General features: G+C 49.5%; 21 protein-coding genes. 6 read left to right on the forward strand and 15 right to left on the reverse strand.

Going from position 1 to position 20,286, the window contains the following annotated elements; all coding sequences use genetic code 11:
• Positions 1-5: 5 nt before the first annotated feature.
• Together ABD843_RS15515 and ABD843_RS15520 are read right to left on the reverse strand one after the other, a co-directional pair.
• Complete coding sequence (locus tag ABD843_RS15515; protein WP_345085188.1) at positions 6-401, reverse strand: VOC family protein; 396 nt, start codon at positions 399-401, stop codon at positions 6-8.
• 53 nt (positions 402-454) lie between these two features.
• Positions 455-628: a phosphatidate cytidylyltransferase gene (locus ABD843_RS15520; protein ID WP_345085190.1), complete on the reverse strand. Its 174-nt coding sequence runs from the start codon at positions 626-628 to the stop codon at positions 455-457.
• 138 nt (positions 629-766) lie between these two features.
• Here ABD843_RS15520 and ABD843_RS15525 point away from each other — a divergent pair, with 138 nt between their 5' ends.
• Complete coding sequence (locus ABD843_RS15525; RefSeq protein WP_345085192.1) at positions 767-1,606, forward strand: endonuclease/exonuclease/phosphatase family protein; 840 nt, start codon at positions 767-769, stop codon at positions 1,604-1,606.
• A 51-nt stretch (positions 1,607-1,657) separates the two neighbouring features.
• On the forward strand, positions 1,658-2,683 hold the full coding sequence (locus ABD843_RS15530; protein ID WP_345085194.1) for a nucleoid-associated protein: 1,026 nt from the start codon (positions 1,658-1,660) through the stop codon (positions 2,681-2,683).
• A gap of 1 nt (position 2,684) precedes the next feature.
• Here the strand turns inward: ABD843_RS15530 and ABD843_RS15535 are convergent, their stop codons facing one another.
• Both ABD843_RS15535 and ABD843_RS15540 read right to left on the reverse strand, forming a co-directional pair.
• The gene (locus ABD843_RS15535; RefSeq protein WP_425575781.1) at positions 2,685-4,793 is read right to left on the reverse strand and encodes an endonuclease MutS2; all 2,109 of its coding nucleotides are present in this window, start codon (positions 4,791-4,793) and stop codon (positions 2,685-2,687) included.
• Positions 4,794-4,890: 97 nt separating this feature from the next.
• Entirely contained in the window at positions 4,891-5,583 is a 693-nt protein-coding gene (locus ABD843_RS15540) for a hypothetical protein (protein WP_345085198.1), read from the reverse strand.
• Positions 5,584-5,723: 140 nt separating this feature from the next.
• Between ABD843_RS15540 and ABD843_RS15545 the strand changes: the two genes are divergently transcribed.
• From ABD843_RS15545 to ABD843_RS15555, 3 genes are all read left to right on the forward strand, one after another.
• Positions 5,724-6,803, forward strand: coding sequence for a ligand-binding sensor domain-containing protein (locus ABD843_RS15545; RefSeq protein WP_345085200.1), 1,080 nt, complete (start codon positions 5,724-5,726; stop codon positions 6,801-6,803).
• A gap of 217 nt (positions 6,804-7,020) precedes the next feature.
• On the forward strand, positions 7,021-8,037 hold the full coding sequence (locus ABD843_RS15550; RefSeq protein ID WP_345085202.1) for a TIR domain-containing protein: 1,017 nt from the start codon (positions 7,021-7,023) through the stop codon (positions 8,035-8,037).
• Positions 8,038-8,041: 4 nt separating this feature from the next.
• Positions 8,042-9,304 (forward strand): hypothetical protein, encoded by a 1,263-nt coding sequence (locus ABD843_RS15555; protein WP_345085205.1) that lies wholly within the window; start codon positions 8,042-8,044, stop codon positions 9,302-9,304.
• A gap of 18 nt (positions 9,305-9,322) precedes the next feature.
• Here the strand turns inward: ABD843_RS15555 and ABD843_RS15560 are convergent, their stop codons facing one another.
• From ABD843_RS15560 to ABD843_RS15595, 8 genes are all read right to left on the reverse strand, one after another.
• Complete coding sequence (locus ABD843_RS15560; protein WP_345085208.1) at positions 9,323-9,475, reverse strand: hypothetical protein; 153 nt, start codon at positions 9,473-9,475, stop codon at positions 9,323-9,325.
• Between the two features lie 17 nt (positions 9,476-9,492).
• Positions 9,493-10,476 carry a pyruvate dehydrogenase complex E1 component subunit beta gene (locus ABD843_RS15565; RefSeq protein ID WP_345085211.1) on the reverse strand — a complete coding sequence of 328 codons (984 nt, stop codon included), beginning with the start codon at positions 10,474-10,476 and terminating at the stop codon, positions 9,493-9,495.
• Between the two features lie 41 nt (positions 10,477-10,517).
• On the reverse strand, positions 10,518-11,060 hold the full coding sequence (locus tag ABD843_RS15570; RefSeq protein ID WP_345085214.1) for a hypothetical protein: 543 nt from the start codon (positions 11,058-11,060) through the stop codon (positions 10,518-10,520).
• 46 nt (positions 11,061-11,106) lie between these two features.
• Positions 11,107-11,607, reverse strand: coding sequence for an acyl-CoA carboxylase biotin carboxyl carrier protein subunit (locus tag ABD843_RS15575; RefSeq protein WP_345085217.1), 501 nt, complete (start codon positions 11,605-11,607; stop codon positions 11,107-11,109).
• Between the two features lie 138 nt (positions 11,608-11,745).
• Complete coding sequence (locus ABD843_RS15580) at positions 11,746-12,819, reverse strand: Glu/Leu/Phe/Val family dehydrogenase (RefSeq protein ID WP_345085220.1); 1,074 nt, start codon at positions 12,817-12,819, stop codon at positions 11,746-11,748.
• 106 nt (positions 12,820-12,925) lie between these two features.
• Positions 12,926-16,255: a preprotein translocase subunit SecA gene (secA, locus tag ABD843_RS15585; RefSeq protein WP_345085223.1), complete on the reverse strand. Its 3,330-nt coding sequence runs from the start codon at positions 16,253-16,255 to the stop codon at positions 12,926-12,928.
• Between the two features lie 253 nt (positions 16,256-16,508).
• Positions 16,509-17,111, reverse strand: a complete 603-nt coding sequence (locus ABD843_RS15590; RefSeq protein WP_345085226.1) for an IMPACT family protein — start codon at positions 17,109-17,111, stop codon at positions 16,509-16,511.
• On the reverse strand, positions 17,098-17,604 hold the full coding sequence (locus tag ABD843_RS15595; protein WP_345085229.1) for an acyl-CoA thioesterase: 507 nt from the start codon (positions 17,602-17,604) through the stop codon (positions 17,098-17,100). The genes ABD843_RS15590 and ABD843_RS15595 overlap by 14 nt, the downstream gene beginning before the upstream one ends.
• On the opposite strand from ABD843_RS15595, the gene ABD843_RS15600 reads away from it, so the two are divergent.
• Positions 17,566-18,177, forward strand: a complete 612-nt coding sequence (locus tag ABD843_RS15600) for a fumarylacetoacetate hydrolase family protein (protein ID WP_345085232.1) — start codon at positions 17,566-17,568, stop codon at positions 18,175-18,177. The genes ABD843_RS15595 and ABD843_RS15600 overlap by 39 nt on opposite strands.
• 12 nt (positions 18,178-18,189) lie before the next feature.
• Here ABD843_RS15600 and ABD843_RS15605 read toward each other — a convergent pair whose 3' ends face one another.
• The 3 genes from ABD843_RS15605 to ABD843_RS15615 form a co-directional block, all read right to left on the reverse strand.
• Positions 18,190-18,633 carry a hypothetical protein gene (locus ABD843_RS15605; protein ID WP_345085235.1) on the reverse strand — a complete coding sequence of 148 codons (444 nt, stop codon included), beginning with the start codon at positions 18,631-18,633 and terminating at the stop codon, positions 18,190-18,192.
• A 79-nt stretch (positions 18,634-18,712) separates the two neighbouring features.
• Complete coding sequence (gene trmD, locus ABD843_RS15610) at positions 18,713-19,387, reverse strand: tRNA (guanosine(37)-N1)-methyltransferase TrmD (RefSeq protein WP_345085238.1); 675 nt, start codon at positions 19,385-19,387, stop codon at positions 18,713-18,715.
• Positions 19,388-19,548: 161 nt separating this feature from the next.
• Positions 19,549-20,055, reverse strand: coding sequence for a ribosome maturation factor RimM (locus ABD843_RS15615; RefSeq protein ID WP_345085241.1), 507 nt, complete (start codon positions 20,053-20,055; stop codon positions 19,549-19,551).
• Between the last annotated feature and the right edge of the window lie 231 nt (positions 20,056-20,286).

Here is a 20,286-nt window from a genome sequence, read left to right on the forward strand (position 1 = left end):
GTACATTACTGCAGTTTTCCACTGCTTGCAGGCTGCAGCATCCCGAACCGGTTGCCCTCGGTATCGTATGCTGTCACTGCCCATCCTATTCCGGGCACCTCCATTTTTTCGCCCTGTATGGTGCCTCCGTTCGCTTTTACTGTTTCTATGGCTGCGTCTATGTCGTCCACTTCCAGTGTACAGTCAAAGGTGGTTATCTTGTTATCGGCAGGGCGCTGGTACAGGCCTCCGTTTATACCCCGGCTGTCCGCAGGGCCGGTGTTAAGGCCCCAGTAGTCCATGCCGCCTTTCTCCTTGGTCATTATCATGTCTATTTTCCAGTCGAAGCATTTTTCGTAGAATGTCTTCGCACGCATCACATCATCGGCCTGTATCTCGAAATGGATCACCCTGTTCGCCATTGTCTGTTTTTTTAAGAAATGTTATTGAAAGAGTACTTTGCCGGGTGGGCAGGTCATTTTTTGCCTATACGCGCCACTAGCGCCACTATGCCCACTATCACTGCCAGCATTATGAATATACCGAAACCCATACCTGCCTGGAAGATGTCGCCCACCAGTTCGCAGGAGCTTAGCAGTATGGTCATAGAGGTCAGAAGAACGAGGACGATGCTGATATTGTTTTTCATAGCATGTTGTTTTTAGGGTGGTCGTAAGTGTTGTCTATACAAAGTTGGCCCCATTATGGCCGTACATCATTATATGTTCTGTACAATAAATTACAAGATCCTCACCTTCGTATGATGCACTTTTTATACATTGTGTACATGAAATGGTCTCGCATCCTCTCGTTATCCATCCTCTGCCTTACTGCCGTGGCCGCCTCTGCGCAGACAATAGTTGTCGGTACCTTCAACCTGCGCTATGCCAATGCGCACGACACAGGCGACCTGTGGGAAGACAGGTTGCCGATGGTCGCCGATATCGTCCGGTTCCATGAGTTCGATATACTGGGCACACAGGAAGGCCTGCACCGCCAGTTGGTAGATGTATACAAGACCTGCGAAAAATATGAATTCTATGGAGTAGGCCGCGACGATGGCGCCGAGGTAGGCGAGCATTCGGCCATATTCTACCGGGCCGACCGTTTTAGGGCAGTGGATAAAGGAGATTTTTGGCTGTCCGCAACTCCCGATAGACCATCATTTGGTTGGGATGCAAAATGCTGCAAACGATTGTGCACATGGGTAAAGCTCTATGACAGGCAGGCGCAGCAGGCTGTTTGGGTCTTCAATGCCCATTACGACCATGAGGGGCAGCAGGCCCGCCGCGAAAGCAGCAAACTGGTACTGAGAAAGATAGAAGAGATGGCCCAGGGCGATAAGGTGATATTGATGGGCGACCTGAATGCCACCCGCGATAGCGAGCCATATGGCCTTATTGCCCGTTCGGGCCTCCTGAAGGACAGCTATTCGCTGGCCACTGCAAAACTGGAAGGCAACCCATCCTATCATGCCTTCGGTAAGCAGCTAAAGGGGAGCGATGTCATAGATCATATCTTCATCAAAGGCAAATTCAAGGTGGCCCGGTGGAGCATACTCAGCAATTCTTTCCACGGGAAATTCCCATCCGATCATTTCCCCGTCATGGCCGAGCTGCAATATTGATCGCCGCTGCGCTTTTTGCCCTAATATTGATCATCTAAGCTATACTACAAGATGATACAGACCGAAATGGCCATAATAGGCGATATGATAGTGCACCGCGTAGGCGACGACGAAGCAAAGGCCGTGCTGAACAATGATGTGGCCCAGGTAGGCGATGACGATGAGGCAGCCCTCTTCCGCCGCATGTTCCTCAAGCCTTTTACTACCCATTCATCCACCTTCGAGTTCTCGCATCCTGTAGATGTAGAGTACAATGTGCTCTTCAAGCTGGCCAAGGCCATACACGAGGGCGAAGACCTGGGGGAATGCTCCCGCGATATAGCCCGCCACCTGGTGTCGGTATCGAAGCACCCCAATATAAAGGAGGGCGATCTCTTCATAGCCCGGTTCGATGATATAGGCTTTGGCGGCAAGCATTATCAGGGCCTTGGTATCTATAAATTCGAGGACAAGGACAGCTACCTCGAGGTGTCGGCTACAGGCAAACAGGTAAAGTACACGCTGAAAAAGGGCATAGGCGGCCGCAAGCCCGATAAGGCCTGCCTGGTGCTTTTTACCGACGAGCCATATACGCTACTCATAATAGACAACAGCAATACCGAGACCGATTACTGGCAGAACGAGTTCATAAAGCATCGCCCCAAGAGCGATTTTGTGAACAATACCAACGATGTGATGGGTATGGCCCGCACCTTCATCACCGAGCAGATACCCCAGGTATACGAGGTGTCCAAGGCCGACCAGATAGACTTCATGAACCGCTCTGTGAACTACTTCAAAACGCATGAGGTCTTTGACAAAAAGGAATTCGAGAAAGAGGTCTTTCATCACGAGGAGCTCATAAAGAACTTCCGCAAGTTCGATAAGACCTACCGCGAGGAGAACGAGCTGGATGTGGCCGATAGCTTCGAGATATCGCAGCAGTCGGTAAAGAAACAGGCCCGCATCTTCAAAAGCGTGCTGAAGCTGGATAAGAATTTCCACATATATATTCACGGCGACCGAGAGCTCATAGAGCAGGGTACAGACAGCCAGGGCCGCAAATACTACAAGATATACTACGAGCAGGAAAGCTAGGTCATTTCTCTGCCTTTTGTTTCTTCTTCCTCACCACCACCCACTCTTCTATGTTCACGTTGAAGGGCATTTTGCCTATCAGCACCACAGCGCGTTTATCGCGCAGGCTTTGCAGCGTGCCCACCTGGTGATTGGCCTGGTGGCGCACCAGGTCGCCGGGCTGGGGTGTGCCGCCTACGGTATCATAGGTCTTATCGGCCTTCTTCGCTGCCGATGCATTGGCCTGTATCTGCTTCTTGCGGAACAGCACATTCTCTGCTGCGTTTATCACCTCCTGCTTGTTCTCGGTCTTCTTCCAGTCGTGTATTATCTGTTTGAACTTGCGCTCCGTATCGCGCAGGTAGTCCAGTTCTTCCTTCTTTACCTTGTTCTGCAGTTTCAGCGTCTCGTACTCATGGCGGCGCTTCTCCTTGTTGGTCGCCTCCTCATAGTGCTTGCGCAGGCGTTCGTTCTCCTTTAGCAGCTTGTCCAGCTCTTTTTCCTTGTCGGTCAGTTTCACGCTCTGCTGCTCTGCCTGGTGCAGCATCTTATCCAGCTTGAAGTGCTCTCGCTGTGTCAGTTGCCTGGCCCTGTCTATCACGCTCTGCGGCAGGCCGCTGCGCTGCGCTATCGCAAAGGTGTACGAGCTGCCCGGCTTGCCTATGTTCAGCCTGTACAAGGGTTCCAGCCGCTCCTCGTCAAATGTCATAGCACCGTTGATGATGCCGCGCACCTTGCCCGCCATCACTTTCAGGTTCAGGTAGTGGGTGGTTATTATACCCAGGGCGTGTTTGTGTGCCAGATCCTCTACTATAGCCTCGGCAAATGCCCCGCCCAGGTTCGGGTCCGATCCGCTGCCCAGCTCATCTATGAAGAACAGGGTCTTGCCATCGGCAAAATCCATGAAGTGCTTCATGTGCTGCAGGTGGGCGCTATAGGTGCTCAGTTCATGCTCTATAGATTGTGTATCGCCTATCTGCACCATTATCTGCCTGAATATGCCCATCTCAGATGTCTCTGCGGCCGGTATCAGCAGCCCGGCCTGCACCATCAGTTGCAGTAGTCCTGCCGTCTTCATGGCCACTGTTTTACCACCGGCATTGGGGCCGCTTATTATCAGTATGCGCTGTTGCCTGTCCAGTCGTAGGTTCAGCGGTATGGTGGGTTTATTGTGCTGCCTGTTGTACAAGTATAGCAGGGGGTGGTATGCCTTCTCCAGGTTTATGCCGGGGTGCTGGCTCAGTATGGGCATACCTGCGTTCATGTCTATGGCCAGCAGTGCGCGTGCGCGTATATGGTCGTACACCCCGCACAGGTGGTAGTAGCTTTCCAGGTGTGCCGCATATACCGATACATCTTTTGTGGCCTGCGCCAGTATACGCTGTATCTCCCGCGCCTCGGCACGCTCCAGCGAAAAAATCTCGTTGTTCAGTTCCGTCGTTTCCTCCGGCTCTATAAATACGGTCTTTTGCGTATCGCTCTCGCCGTGCAGTATACCTTTTACTATGCGTTTGTACTCTGCCAGTACAGCGGCCGTGCGCCTGCCGTTCAGGAAGCTCTCTCCTATATCGGCCAGGTAGCCTGCCTTGTTCCATTTGCGCAGCACGCTTTCAAATACCCTGCGTGCCTCGTTGCGCACCCGGCCCAGGTCGGCGCGTATGCTCATCAGCTCGCGCGATGCGTTGTCGCGCACCATGCCTGTCTCATCTATCACCGCCGTTATGGTCTCTGCTATCTTCTTCTCATAGGTCACCTTATCGCTCAGCGCCCGCAGCACGGGAAACAGGTCATTGTTCTTCTTGAACCACAGCAGTATATCGCGTATCGACAGCGCCAACTGGTGAACGGATAGTAGTTGTTCTCCCGAGAGCACACCGCCCGGTATGGCCAGCAGCCGCAGCTCCTTGGTCATATTCCGTGTATGGTCGTTGGGAAAATGGTCGCCGCTCGTCAGTATGTTCTTATACTCCAGTGCCTGTTGCAGTTCGCGCTGGGCATGGTCCTTGTGTGTATGTATACGCATATTCGCCACACGTTCGCGTGCGGCATCTGTGCGGCATTTCTGCATTAGCAGGTCGCACACCTTATTGAATTCCAGGGCTTCTATGGCATTGGCCGGGTATAGCTGCATCATTTCCTCGTCTCATGGTCGCATCAGCGACAGGGCGCAAAATTACGGCATAGGCGCGAACCTTGGAAAGAGGATGGGATATAGCGCTGCGGATGTGCTAATATTCGGTACGGCGCTCGTTGTCTTTGCTGTGGAGTATCAATTTATTGCCATCTAGTCTCACTTTGGTATCATAGGCCAATGATGCGCAGCAGCGTGGGTCATCTTTTGTATAACACGAAGATGTGCCGGTCAATAGACCATTTTCTATTCCCGTTGCGCGGAAGTAGCCTCCATATTCGTCACAGCCACATATATCACCATCAGAAGTAACAGAATTCAGTTGATAATGCCCGCCAATGTTCTCATATAAGAAAATGTCCTGCGATGCCATATTGCCACCGCCACCACCTCCTTCCGTATGTACGCTTATCGCCAGGTCGGCGGTACCATCGTTGTTGAGGTCTCCATGCAGTAGAGCGCTGGCTCCACAAAATTCTTGTGGCTTTTTAGGGATGGAAATCGCTATCAGGTAGCCATCGTATCTGTCTTCTTTTGTCGGTATGGCATAGTAGGTCATTTCCAGCAGTGTATCAGAATTCTCCTCCTCCAGCCGTGCTTTGCTGCCATATTCTTTTTGGTAATGATCTTTTATCTCCTGCAGCACATCTATCGGGATGGTAGATATCTCTGCGGTCCGGGATGTGCCTATGGTATCTGCATGGCCGCTATTCCCTGATGATGGGCCACCCGGCCCATCACACCCGCATAGGTATAAAATGACCGCTACAGTAATGCAGATGTTCCTCATTTGTCCATTCTTTTTACAATGTTCTAAATTACAGATATTGTTCTGAAAGATATGCTCGTTGCAAAATGTATCTCTATTGCGTTCTTTGATAAACTAAGAAGATAGTTTATATTTGGACTATAATTATAGTTTTGATAGAAATGAGATCCATATTTTCGGTCGCGATATGCTTATCCATTAGCTTCGTATGCGCTTCGGGTAATGCATGGGCAAACGTTCCCGGCCTTATAACTACAGGCGATACTGTAAAGGCCATAGACACAAGTGCATGGTATGTCTTTCAGGATAGGAACAACAATTATTGGTTCGGCTCTGACGGCAATGGTGTATACCGATACGACGGTACACACACCATTCATTACTTCACAGGCAATGGCCTGTGCAACGACCGTGTTCGGGGTATACAGGGAGATAGCCTGGGTAATGTATACATCAATACCTGCAATGGTATCAGCAGATACGATGGCCGAACCCTTACGACATTAAAAGCCATTCCGGCAGATCGCCTCCCCGATGCCGGCTGGCGCCTGCACACCGGCGACCTCTGGTTCGCAGGCCCGCAGGACTCCGGGGTCGTATACCGCTACGATGGCAGCACATTGTATCGCCTGCGTTTCCCGAAACTGAAGGTGGCAGAGGACTTCATTGCCACCCACCCACGGGAGCGATTCCCGGCTATGGTATTCAACCCCTACGATGTTTACAGCATTTATCGCGACCGCAGGGGGCACTTATGGTTCGGTACGGGTATGCTGGGAGTGTGCCGATACGATGGCAACACCTTTGCCTGGATACCCGAGGACGAGCTGGGGCTCAGTGCTATCGCTTATGGCGTTCGTGCTACCATAGAGGACAGGCAGGGTAGGTTCTGGTTCTCCAATACCATGCACCGCTTCCTTATACATCGCAATGCCAATGGTACTATCGGCTATACCATGGAAAAAGGCATAGGTGATGCCGATGCACAGCACCCCGCAGGGCATTCCTACTTCATGTCCGCCCTGGAAGATAAGAACGGCGATATATGGATGGTGACCTATAACGAAGGCATCTGGCGGTACAACGGTAATAGCATGACACGATACGACATAAAGAGCAAGGGCAAAAATGCTACTACCTTCACCATATACAAAGACCGGCAGGGCCGGTTATGGGTAGGTACCCATGCTGCAGGGCCATACCTGTTCAATGGTAAGACGTTCGAACCTTTCACACTCTAGAGATACCATATACAGGCTATGCTGGTCCATTGCTAGCCTATCTTGAATTAATAACACAGGGGACGAGGGGAAATAACAATATCTTTTCATTTTAAGGGATATTGATCTTTGCATTTCTATTTGAATAACGATATAGCAATAATAATTTTCTTGTAATTGAGTATGATACACTTTTTTCAATAAAATTTTATATCTTTAAAGTGTTTACAAATTTCATATGCCGATCAAGGTATTTATTGGCTCATCTTTAGAGTCGCTATTCATCGCAAAAGCTATAAGGGATAGGCTGGATGATGATCTCGTTGTAAAAGTTTGGGATACTGCATTCAGCCATGGTGACTTTTTCCTTGAAACATTATACAAGGAATTGTTTCTAACAGATTTTGGTCTATTTATCATAGCCCCAGACGATCGTATCTTCAGGAGACGCAAAAAAGAATATACAACAAGGGATAATGTAGTTTTCGAATTAGGTCTGTTCATAGGCGCTTTAGGTCTAAAGAAAGCATATTTTGTTCTTGTGGATATTAAAAAGAATGGTAAAGAAATGAAGATCGCATTACCTAGTGATCTGGGCGGCATCAATAGAATATCAATGAAACTAGAGTTGGCCGCTGACCATACCTTACTGGACACAGAACAAAATAAGCTCGCACTAGCAATGACCGCTGAAAGGATCAAAAAGGATCTGCTGTATATCAATGGTCACATCTCTCTTAATTTGTTACCATCGACGTCTTTGGCTATCGGCTATTTTGAGAATTTTATTCTCAAAGCATGTAAAGAGCTGTCTACAGAAAAAAATTTCGAATTCGATGGTAGTACATATGACCTGACCAAAGATATATTTGACTTTAACGTTGTTATACCCGATAATGGCAGTGATATGGGGCATTCTGCTTACCGTAGGTTTGTGAATAGATGTGCATTAAAACAAATAGATGTTCGGTCTAAAGATAGTGCCCGTACTTTCCCGTTTTTTATAAATATCGACATGAACAATGGCCGCGTTCAGCTTTTCGATCTTCCTACTACATTGCGTGCTTCATGGGATACGATAAGAATGATAATGCCAAAAAATACTACCGAGAACGAGCTGAAGGAGCTTGAAATAAAAGAGATAGCGAATTTTACTCGTACACTGCGACATTTGTTATCCCATCCCGATCATGCTGAATTCAGAGATAATGTCAAGCTAATTACGGTCTCAGAATTGATAGATACAAAAATGTAAAAGCATGAAAATAACAGATGGTCGTTCACTGAAAAGAGCTTTGATATTAGCTCTTATCATGTTTATTGCAATGGTGAACCATTATGTCTTTAAGACAGGGGTAAATGCGATCGTCGTTAAAACATTCGGTGCGCTGAAAATACCCTGGATAGAACTGTGCGATGCTTTATTGAGTATCCTTGTTGTTTTTCTGTTGGTGAATATCAAAAAGATCAGAGCCCGGTTCTCTAGTTACATCATTTGGCTATCGATTATACTTAGTACCACTCTAATAGCATTAGGTTGGGTATGGAATATTTATACGAAAACCGATACAGTGTTATTTCTTATTGGCCTGGCGGGTAATATGCTGGTTTTTGCAGCCACATATTGTATATGGATGTTGCTGACCTCAACAGCGTTTATGAAGAGTTGGCTTACTATTACTCTTGTAGGCCTAGGAGCTCAATTAGGGGTATTTGTTGGTGCTGCTATTGCAAAGAATATGGCCTTACAAGGGCATATAAACAAATTGCCTATCTTGATAGGGGCAATATACATCTGTCTTTTCCCCTTCATTTCTTCCTGCATACGAAAGTTTTCATGTGGCGGGGTTGAAGAACAAGAGAATACCGGATCGTCACCAAAAGAAAGTGCAACACGTTCGGTTATTCCCGGTTCATATTTTATATTCTCCATTCTTCTGCTGGTACTTTTGGGTGGTATATATGGTAGGGCTGTTAATTGGCGTATTCAGCAATTTGCTGATTACAGAACCTCTATTATAAATGCCTCTACTTTTTTAGGTGATTATTATCAAACAATGTCTGTTCTATCGATCTTGTTCCAAATATTCATCACACCAATTGTCTTACGAAAGATACCTAATGTCATTGGCTTGGTCTTTCAGCCGATTTTCGGGATATTGATAGCGGTATTAGCTATATGGAAAAACGATGTACTGCTATGTTTGAATTGTATGCTTGTTTTTACATGTTCTGACTATACTATCTATAATGCATTCAAAGAACGTTTGTGGGTGCATTTGACATTAGCACAGAAAGTATACCACAAATCTTTTGCCGCATTGTTGATACCCAAAATAGCAGGTGTTGTCAATGCATTAAGTGTGCTTGTTTTCTCGAACAGCATAGGTATCTTCTGGATCGTATTTACATTGGTCATCGGGATATTATGGACGATCACTGCTATTTTGGTGGCAAAAGTTGCGAATACCAACAAAAAGATACCAATAACCGTATTTAAGTCTTCTATTGATAAAATATGATCGTGCAAGACCTACCCGCTACAGCTTCGTGAACATTTTCGTCTCTATGCTGTTAGCAGAGAGCTGTATCTTCATGATGTATGTACCGGCCTCAAAGCGGTAATGGTGTATAAGTTGCAGGATGAATATATAAAAGCAAACCCCATGCCAGAAAGCATGGGGTCTGTCCATATCATTGTATTTTCAGTTTACTTCACCATATACATCACTTCCTTTACCAGCTTTACGGTGCGGGGCACATCGGGCAGGTAGGCGGCCACCAGGTTGGGGGCATAGTGCATGTTGGCATCGGCGCTGCATATGCGGCGTATGGGCGCATCCAGGTAGTCGAATGCCTCTTTCTGCACACGGTAAGATATCTCTGAAGATATGCTGCCGAACGGCCACTGCTCTTCCACTATTACCAGGCGATTGGTCTTCTTTACAGACTCTACTATAGTATGCCAGTCCAGCGGGCGAATGGTGCGCAGGTCTATCACCTCGGCGCTTATGTTCTCCTTTGCCAGTTCTTCGGCAGTGGCCATGGCCACCTTCATCATCTTGTTGTAAGATACTATGGTCACATCCGTACCCTCACGGCGTACGGCGGCCTTGCCTATAGGTATCAGGTATTCGTCCTCGGGTACTTCGCCCGTATCGCCATAGGCCGACTCGCTCTCCATGAACACCACAGGGTCCTCGTCGCGAATGGCCGATTTCAGTAGGCCCTTCGCATCATATGGGTTGATGGTCGATATCACCTTCAGGCCGGGTACATTGGCATACCAGCTTTCAAAGGCCTGCGAGTGCTGTGCGCCCAGCTGCCCAGCAGAGCCATTAGGCCCGCGGAACACGATAGGGCAGGTGAACTGGCCACCGCTCATAGACACTGTTTTGGCAGCGTGGTTCACTATCTGGTCTATGGCCAGTTCGGCAAAGTTCCAGGTCATGAACTCTATTATGGGGCGGGTGTTGTTCATGGCTGCGCCCACGCCTATGGCCGTAAAACCCAGCTCGGCAATGGGAGTATCTATCACCCTCCTCGGGCCGAATTCGTCCAGCATACCCTGGCTCACCTTGTAGGCGCCATTGTACTGGGCTACTTCCTCACCCATCAGGAAAACGCCCTTGTCGCGCCTCATTTCCTCTTCCATCGCCTCGCGAAGAGCCTGTCTCAGTTGTATCGTACGCATGTTCTGTTATCTATAAGAAGGTGCAAATATAATGTATCGTATCAATTTTTCTCCCTTTGGAAGGTCACTACCGATGTGTCCAGCCGGCCCTCTTCTGTCTCGCGCATGAAAGCCAACTGCAGTGTGTCATTGACCAGGTGGCGTATGGCTATGAACAGGTGCTCTGTCTCTCCATATTTATTGGTCTCGTCCAGTACCAGCAGCCCACTGTCGTTTATATACCATTTACCCAGCTCGTTCGTACCGGGAAAACCCACCACCACACTGCTGTCCTCTTTGAAGTGCAGCGTGCTGCGGGTCTCTATATCTTTTAATGCGGCATAGGCACTGTCGTATTGCTTTTGCAGCTCCTGCCGCAGGCTGTCTATGTTCAGCGTGCCATAGAGTTCCAGCTTTGTTTCATCGCTGTCGCCATTGCCCATCGTATCTATGAAACGTTTGCTATCCCTGAAAAAATCATCCCTGCCACGTTCCTCTATCCTTACAGAGCGCCACTTGCCCAGTATCTTCTTCTCTGTCCGCTCGCGGCAAGAGCCCAGTAACAACACAAGCAGCAGTACGAAGTATGCGGGTCTTTTATTCATTCGGGAATTTGGGATCTGGAATTTGGAATTTGAGACTTTGGAATTTTTACTCAAGTTCTATCAGTATCGCACCTTTCTCTACCGCTGTGCGCTCGGTGGCCTTTATGGCCTTTACGGTGGCCGGTGCGGTAGCTTTCAATACGTTCTCCATTTTCATGGCCTCCAGTATCACCAGTGCATCGCCCTTGTTCACCTGCTGGCCGGGTGTTACCAGTACTTTCAGTACCAGGCCGGGCATGGGCGCCTTTATAGGTTCAGCCTTCTGCATTGCCTTCAGGTCCAGGCCCATATTGCTCAGTAGCAGGTCTATAGGTTCTTGTATGGTGGTGGTATATAGCTGTCCGTTCACGCGCACGTCCACTTCTTTTTTTGCAGTGTCCACACGCTCTATGATAGCGGTATAGCTCTTGCCATTGTGCAGTACGCTCACCAGTCCGCCAGGCTGCATACTGATGTCCGGGGTGCTTTCTGTACCGTTGATGTGCATGATACCATCGTTATGGTCTATGCTGAATACACTCTTGTCGTTGACCGTTAGTTGTAACATGGAAGACAAAAATAATCATCTGCACCGTGTTTTGGTGGTGTTTTTTGCGACTTTTTCTAATGAGCGGCAATATCGCCAAAAGCAAAGGCCGCCATGTATAGGCAGCCCTTGTTCTTACTATTCGTAAATAATGTTCCGTTACAGGCCCGTATGCACCTTGGCTATATCGTTCAGGCGCTTTTCGGCGGCCTGCATAGCGGCCAGCTGGGTATGCGTACCCTCTCTTTCCGCTGTGTCGAATATCTGCAGCGCGCGGTCATATATCTTCGATACAGTATTGTATGCGCGCTCGCGGTTGTAGCCGTCTATCTCTATGCTTATGTTGATGATGCCACCTGCGTTTATCAGGAAGTCGGGCACATATATGATGCCTTTCTCTACCAGCATGGGGCCATGCACGTTCTCATCGGCCAGCTGGTTGTTGGCGCCGCCTGCTATCACCGGGCATTTCATCTTGCCGATGGTCTCGGTGTTCACCGTTGCACCCAGGGCACAAGGGGCGTATATATCCATCTCCAGGTCAAAGATCTTGTCGCTGTCCACCACTTCTATCGATGGCATCATGGCCAGCACTTCTTTCACTTTGCTCTCGTTTATGTCGCTGGTATATACTTTAGCGCCATCTTTTACCAGGTATTCCATCAGGTACCTGCCCACATTGCCTGCGCCCTGTACCAGCACCTTGCGGCCCGACAGGTCGTCACTGCCAAAGGCTTTCTTTGCCGCGGCCTTCATACCCATGTATACACCATAAGACGTAAGAGGTGAGGGGTCGCCGCTACCACCCATATACTCGGGCTTGCCGGTCACGAACTTGGTCTCCATTCCTATGTACTCCATATCCGTTTTCGATGTGTTCACATCTTCGGCGGTTATATACTTGCCGTTCAGGCTGTTCACGAACCTGCCATACCTGCGCCAGTAGGCCTCGTTCTTCAGTTTCGATGCATCGCCTATCAGTACGGCTTTGCCGCCGCCCAGGTTCAGGCCTGCCAGCGCCGATTTGTAGGTCATGCCGCGGCTCAGGCGCAGTGCGTCCACAAGGGCGTCCTGGTGACTGGCGTAGTTCCATACGCGCGTGCCGCCCAGCGATGGGCCCAGCACTGTGTTGTGTATGGCTATAATTGCGTTAAGCCCGGTGTGCGGGTCCTGGCAGAAGGCCACCTGCTCATGGCCCATCTGCTGCATCAGTTCTAATGTCGATGGTTGCATTGTTGGTAAATAAAGGGGTGTGACCGAATGATATTTTATTTGTGAATGTGCCCGTAGCAACGATCGTTGCTACGGGCAGGTGTTCTTTTACTGGTTCGGGAATGGCTTATTTGCCGTGGCAGCTCTTGTACTTCTTGCCGCTGCCGCATGGACAAGGGTCATTGCGGCCTATTTTCGGGCCTGCCTGTACCGGAGCGCGTTTTATCTCTTCGTGATGCTCTGCGCTGGGTTCGCTATAATAGTCTTCCTCATCGGCGGCATATGCATGGCCCGCGGCCTCTACCTGGGCCTTGTTGTCGTGCATCTGGCTCATGTCGGTATACTGCTCGGGTATCTGCTGTATGGGCTGGGGTGGTGCGTCCTGTATGGGTATACCGGCACGCAGCAGGAAGCTGAGGATATTCTTGTTCGTATCGTTCAGCATCTTCTTGAAGAGGTTGAACGCTTCGAACTTATATATCAGCAGTGGGTCCTTCTGCTCATACGATGCCATGCGCACACTCTGGCGCAGGTCGTCCATGGCGCGCAGGTGGTTCTTCCACGCATCGTCTATCAGGGCCAGGGTAATGTTCTTTTCCAGCGCCTGTATTATGGGTGCCGAGTTGTTCTCTACCGCATGGCGCAGCGGCGCGTATATCTGCATACCGCGTATGCCATCGGTAAATGGTATCACTATGTTCTCTATGCGGTCGCCGTTCTCCTGCAGCAGTTGTGCCAGGTTGGGGGTGATATGCTCGCATATAGTGGCCATCTTGCGGGTGTAGAAGTCCTTCACCTCGTGGTATAACTGCTCTGCAATGGCCTGGTTCTGGGCTTCGGCCTTACCGCCGCCGCCGATACCGGGTTCAAAGTCTATGGCCAGGTGTTTCATCACCTCCAGCTTGAAGGTCTCAGGGTCGCCACCGGCATACTGGTCCACCATATCGGCACATACTGCGAACATGGCATTGTCTATGTCTATCGACAGGCGGTCGCCGAACAGGGCATGATTGCGGCGCTTGTATATCACATCGCGCTGGGCGTTCATCACATCGTCATACTCCAGCAGGTTCTTACGCATACCGAAGTTGTTCTCCTCCACCTTGCGCTGCGCACGCTCTATCGATTTGGTGATCATGCTGTGCTGCAGCACCTCGCCGTCCTTATGGCCCATCTTGTCCATCAGCGAGGCTATACGCTCCGATCCGAACAGGCGCATCAGGTCGTCCTCCAGCGATACGAAGAACTGCGAAGAACCGGGATCGCCCTGGCGGCCTGCACGGCCACGCAACTGGCGGTCCACACGGCGGCTCTCGTGGCGCTCGGTACCTATTATGGCCAGGCCACCTGCCTGTTTTACACCGGGGCCCAGCTTTATGTCCGTACCGCGGCCGGCCATGTTGGTGGCTATGGTCACCGCGCTGGCCAGGCCTGCCTCGGCCACTATCTGCGCCTCGCGGGCGTGCTGCTTGGCGTTCAGCACGTTGTGCTGTATCTTTTTCTGCTGCAGCATACGGCTCAGCAGTTCCGACACCTCTACCGATGTAGTACCTACCAGCACCGGCCTTCCGACTGCGCTCAGTTTTTCTATCTCGTCTATTACGGCTTTATATTTCTCGCGCTTGGTCTTGTACACCAGGTCTTGCTGGTCCTTGCGCGATATAGGCAGGTTCGTAGGTATGCTCACCACGTCCAGCTTGTATATCTGCCAGAATTCGCCCGCCTCTGTTTCGGCTGTACCGGTCATACCGGCCAGCTTGTGGTACATACGGAAGTAGTTCTGCAGTGTCACCGTGGCAAATGTCTGTGTCGCGGCCTCTACCTGCACATTTTCCTTGGCCTCTATGGCCTGGTGCAGGCCATCGCTATAGCGGCGGCCATCCAGTATACGGCCTGTCTGCTCGTCCACTATCTTCACCTTGCCGTCCATTACCACATACTCCACATCCTTGTCGAATAGGGTATATGCTTTCAGCAACTGCTGTATAGAGTGTATACGGTCGGCCTTCTGCGCATAGTCCTGTATCATGGCATCCTTGCGCTGCTGCTTCTCCTCCGGCGATACGTTCATTTTCTCTATGGCCGCTATCTCGCTGCCTACATCAGGCAGTACAAAGAAGTTAGGATCTTCACCCGCACCTGTTATCAGCGACAGGCCCTTATCTGTAAGGTCTACACTATTGTTCTTTTCGTCTATAGAGAAGAACAGCTCGGCATCTACCTTGGGCATGTTGCGCTGCTGCTCGCCTATGTAATGGTGTTCGGCCTTCTGCAGTATCTGCTTGTTGCCTTCCTCGCTCAGGAACTTTATCAGGGCGCTGTTCTTGGGCAGGCCGCGGTAGGCGCGGTACAGGTGCAGGCCACCTGCATCCTTGTCGCTCTTGCCTTCCGATATCAGTTTCTTGGCTTCGCTTATGCTCTGGTTTATCACCCTGCGCTGCGCTTCCAGCAGGCGCTCTATGCGCGGCTTCAGCGCGTGGAACTGCTGCTCCTCGCCCCTTGGTATAGGGCCCGATATGATGAGCGGTGTACGCGCATCGTCCACCAGTACGCTATCCACCTCATCCACCATTGCATAGTGGTGCTTGCGCTGCACCATCTCTTCGGGGTGGTGTACCATGTTATCGCGCAGGTAGTCAAAGCCGAATTCGTTGTTGGTACCATAGGTGATGTCGGCCAGGTATGCCTGCCTGCGCTCTGGCGAGTTCGGCTCGTGTTTGTCTATACAATCCGTGGTCAGGCCCAGCCACTCGAATATGGGGCCGTTCCACTCCTGGTCGCGTCGGGCCAGGTAGTCGTTCACCGTTACTATGTGCACACCCTCGCCTGCCAGTGCGTTCAGGTAGGCGGGTAGGGTAGACACCAGTGTTTTACCCTCACCGGTGGCCATCTCTGCTATTTTGCCCTCGTGCAGCACTGTACCACCTATCAGCTGCACATCATAGTGTACCATGTTCCAGTTCACTATATTGCCAGCGGCCTCCCAGGTGTTCTTATATATACACTGGTCGCCCTCTATGCGCATATTCGGGCGCATGGGTGCCAGCATCATATCGTGCTCTGTAGCGGTAGATACTATCTCGGTATTTTCCTTGAACCTGCGTGCCGTTTCCTTTATCACCGCAAATGCCTCTGGCATTATGGCCTTCAGCGCTTCCTCTATCTGCTCGTCGCGCTTCTTTACCAGCTTGTCCACATCATTATATATGGTCTCGCGGGCCTGTATATCTTCTATACTTTCGGCTTCGGCCTTCTTGTCAACTATCTGCTGGTCTATGTTCGCTATATACTCCTGTATATATGCACGGAATTCCTGTGTCTTATTGCGCAGCTCGTCATTGGTCAGGTCTTGCAGGCCGGCATAGTACTGGTTCACCTGCGCAACAATAGGTTGTATCTTTTTTACATCCTTGTCCGATTTGCTGCCGCCGAAGAGCTTCGAAAGAAAGTTGATCATTATATAAATAAAGTAAACGGTTAAAAGTATGTGGTTCGTACAGAGACAAAAATGCCCTTACGCACTCTGCCCCCTGTTACAACATCAAGATCTATGCAAATATCTCGCAACTGTCATGTTGGCGCAAAGGGGTGCCAAAGCTACGCCAAATAGGGCATACCTGCAACAACAGATACTACCCGTTCATCACATATTGTCATGTATGTACCATATGGTAACGCACCATATGTATCTGGGAAAATGCGCCTGTCCGTCATACCTCTTTTATGCTCATGCCGCGTATGTCGGTCAGTTTTTGCAGGTAGGCGGCGGCATGGGCCACAGGTATGCCCGCGTTCACTATGCAAAAGAGCTGCAGGTCCTGTTTGTATATGGTGGCTTCGCACTGGCGCAGCAGGTACAGCACCTCGCCCATGGCCGGGTAGTCGAACGATAGCTCATATTGCCTTTCTACCCATTTCTCTGTGCGTGGCAGCCCCTCCAGCGCCATGGCGGCAGATGTTTTGTAGGCATTTATGAGCCCCGGCACGCCCAGCAGTGTGCCGCCAAAGTAGCGCACCACCACTATCAGCACATTGGTGAGGCCCATGCTGTCTATCTGTCCCAGTATGGGTTTGCCGGCGCTGCCGGCCGGTTCGCCATCGTCATTGGTGCGGTATTGGGTACCATCCATGCCCAGCCGCCAGGCATAGCAGTGGTGTACGGCCTTGGGGTGTTCTTTTTTCAATGCCTGTAGTTTTTCCTTTATATCCTGCTGCGAGGCTATAGGGTAGGCATATGCCAGGAATTTGCTACCCCTGTCGCGAAAGTCGCCCTGCCCGTTGGCGGCTATGGTAGTATATTTATCTGCTGCCATTATCGCCGCTGTGTAAGAATGTGTTCAGTTCTGCCGTCATGGGCACTATCTTTCTGGTATCGTAGTCATAGCATACCATACCGGTCTTTGCATGTGCTATCACTACCGTGTTCTCACCCCTTATGGTCGAGATATAATATAATAGGCTAAAAGTATTGCCAGATATTTCTTCAGCATATATCTTTACAGAGAGAATATCGCCATAAAAGGCTTCTGCCTTGTAGGCGATCATGACGTCGGCCATTATCATGCTGTTGCCGCCTGCGTTCATTTCCGTATACCCAAAGTGGCACAGCATTTGCATACGGGCCTCATGTATAATGGACAATATAGCATCATTGCCAACATGATCTCCATAATTGATATCTCCTATACGAACGGGGATATTGGCAATATATAATGAATTGTAACTAGGAAATACTATTTTTACGCGTCCCATAGACCGATAAATAAAATGAAGATAATTTGTGTAGGGCGAAATTACGCCGATCATGCCAAAGAGCTGAAGAACGATCTGCCTACAGAGCCGGTATTGTTCATGAAGCCCAAGAGCGCGTTATTGTTGCCTCACAAGCCGCTATATTATCCCGAATTCACAGACGATCTGCATTACGAATGCGAACTGGTGCTGCGTATCAGCAAGAATGGAAAGTTCATCCAGGAAAAATTCGCACATAAATACTACGATGCCATCACCGTGGGACTAGACCTCACCGCACGAGACCTGCAGCGCAAACAGCAGCAGAAAGGGCTGCCATGGGAAATAGCCAAAGCGTTCGATGGCTCGGCGGCCGTAGGCGAGTTCAGGCCCGTAACAGAGAACACCGATATGGGCAACATCACTTTCAGGCTCGATAAGAATGGGGAGACGGTACAGAACGGCAATACCGCCGATATGATATTTCCCGTTCACAAGATCATCGAATACGCATCCAACTATTTCACTCTCAATATCGGCGACCTCATTTTTACCGGTACACCCGCAGGTGTAGGGGCCGTAACGGTACAAGACAGGCTGGAGGCATACCTGCTGGGCGAAAAATTACTTTCGGTAGATATACGGTAATATACTGATGAACTACCCTTTACGCGGGGCAGTAAAAGTGCCCCTTATCTCTGCCTGCATATAGAATAGGGTAAAGGTCCCCTTTATCACATCGGCCGTTACCTCTGTCACAGATATTTTGCCGTTCCTGGCCATTATCATGTTACTGCCATCCTTGTACGATCCCGTATTGCCCGTCATGTTGCCACCCGGCCCGCGGTAGTCTATGGTAAATATCTTTTTTGCACCGGTAAATCCGGTTATGGCCAGTTCCAGCTCCCGGCCACCATCATCGCTCACACCCTCTATATACATTACTCCATTAGAGATAGTATTGGTCACATTGCTGGTCACCAGCACGGTATCCTTGTCCAGCGCTGCTCTCATGTCCGTAGGCAGTACTTTATCTTGCTTCTTCTTGCAGGCCATGCTCAGCGTCACCAATAGTATGGCTACGATCGATAGTATTTTTTTCATCTTTTGCTTTTATTGTGTTCGGGTAAATAGTTGTCTTTCAAATGTATGCAAAATATTGCAAAAGCACTGTTGTATTTCATTACTCGGTCATGCCGGGGCGCCGTTCCTTCGTCCGTTTCACCGATTGCTCGTACCGCCAGTCATCTATTTTCTTAGGGTCGCCACACAGCAGCACCTCGGGTACTTCCCACCCGCGAAAGTTGGCAGGCCGGGTATATACCGGTGGTGCCAGCAGCCCGTCCTGGAAAGAGTCGAACAGGGCCGATGTCTCATCGTTCAGCACTCCCGGCAGCAGGCGGCCTACGGCATCTACCACCACGGCAGCGGCCAGCTCGCCACCACTCAGCACATAGTCGCCTATCGATATCTCGCGGGTCACATAGTGTTGCCTTATGCGCTCGTCTATACCCTTGTAGTGCCCGCATATGATGATCATGTTCTCTCTTAGCGATAACATATTGGCCGTCCTCTGGTCGAAGAGGGGACCGTCCGGAGTCATATATATCACCTCTTCATAGGTGCGTTCGGCCATTAGCTTGTCCAGTAGTATGGCCAGCGGCTCCGGCATCATCACCATACCTGCCCCCCCGCCGAACTGGTAATCGTCTACCTGTCCCTGCTTGTAGGGGGTATGGTCGCGCAGGTTGTGGGTGTGTATCTCCAGTAGTCCCCGGTCCTTTGCACGCTTCATCATAGAGTGTCCAAAGGGGCTTACCAGCAATTCCGGTACTACTGTTATTATGTCTATTCTCATTTTTGTTTTTTACTTCAATTTATTGATATTAAAAATTGAAAATCAATTGTTTATTTTATAATTTTCAACAAAAACAATTGATTTGTCAAAAAAATTGGAATTCCTCAGAAAAACACCTCATATCATCCCTTTAAAATGGGCATTCTCACCCAAATATCATACTATTCGTAAACTTCCAGTAATCCTTCTGGAAGATTGGTTTTCAGTATTTTGTGTTTTATATCTATTCCTGCAAGTGTCGCATCTACCAATGGTATCAGTACCTCGTTACCTTTATAGTGCAGCTTGCCTATCCATTGGGTGCCTGTTTGCAGCACATCGTCCAGTGGTCCTATGTTGCCATAGTGAGCATCAGATATAGCAAAACCTATCCACATCAGTGGCGAATGGTCTATCATACCGGCCAGTACTTTCTCATCTGTATACACCTGTTTGGTCACCAGTTTCTTTGCCTGCTGGGGTGTGGTCACATCTTCCAGATCCACTATGTATTCCTCATCGCTCGTGGCCCTGCACTGCAGCACGAAGTAGGGTATCAGGCTTCCTTTCTGCATCTCTATCATCAGGGCCTGTCCTTTTTTCAGCCATTTGCGGTCGCCTGTTATGTGGGTCATTATCACCGATCCCGTCACCCCATGGGTAGCTACTATCTTTCCTATCCGTATCATTTGTCCACAAAGATACTTTGTATCTGCATTAGGTATTAGGAATTTGGTGTTAGGTGTTGGGTATTAGGAATTAGGAATTAGGAATTAGGGATTTGGGATTTGGCATTTGGAATTTGCTTCTTGGAAATTGTTGGGGTTTTGCCAAAATTGCCGAATTCCTCCTTTTGGCACGATCATTGCCCATTATGAATTCCCCGGTTTTAATAGTAACTTGGGTATAACTTTGTCATA

The organism is Nemorincola caseinilytica (assembly GCF_039540515.1).
In the GTDB taxonomy this organism is placed as follows: Bacteria; Bacteroidota; Bacteroidia; order Chitinophagales; family Chitinophagaceae; genus Nemorincola; species Nemorincola caseinilytica.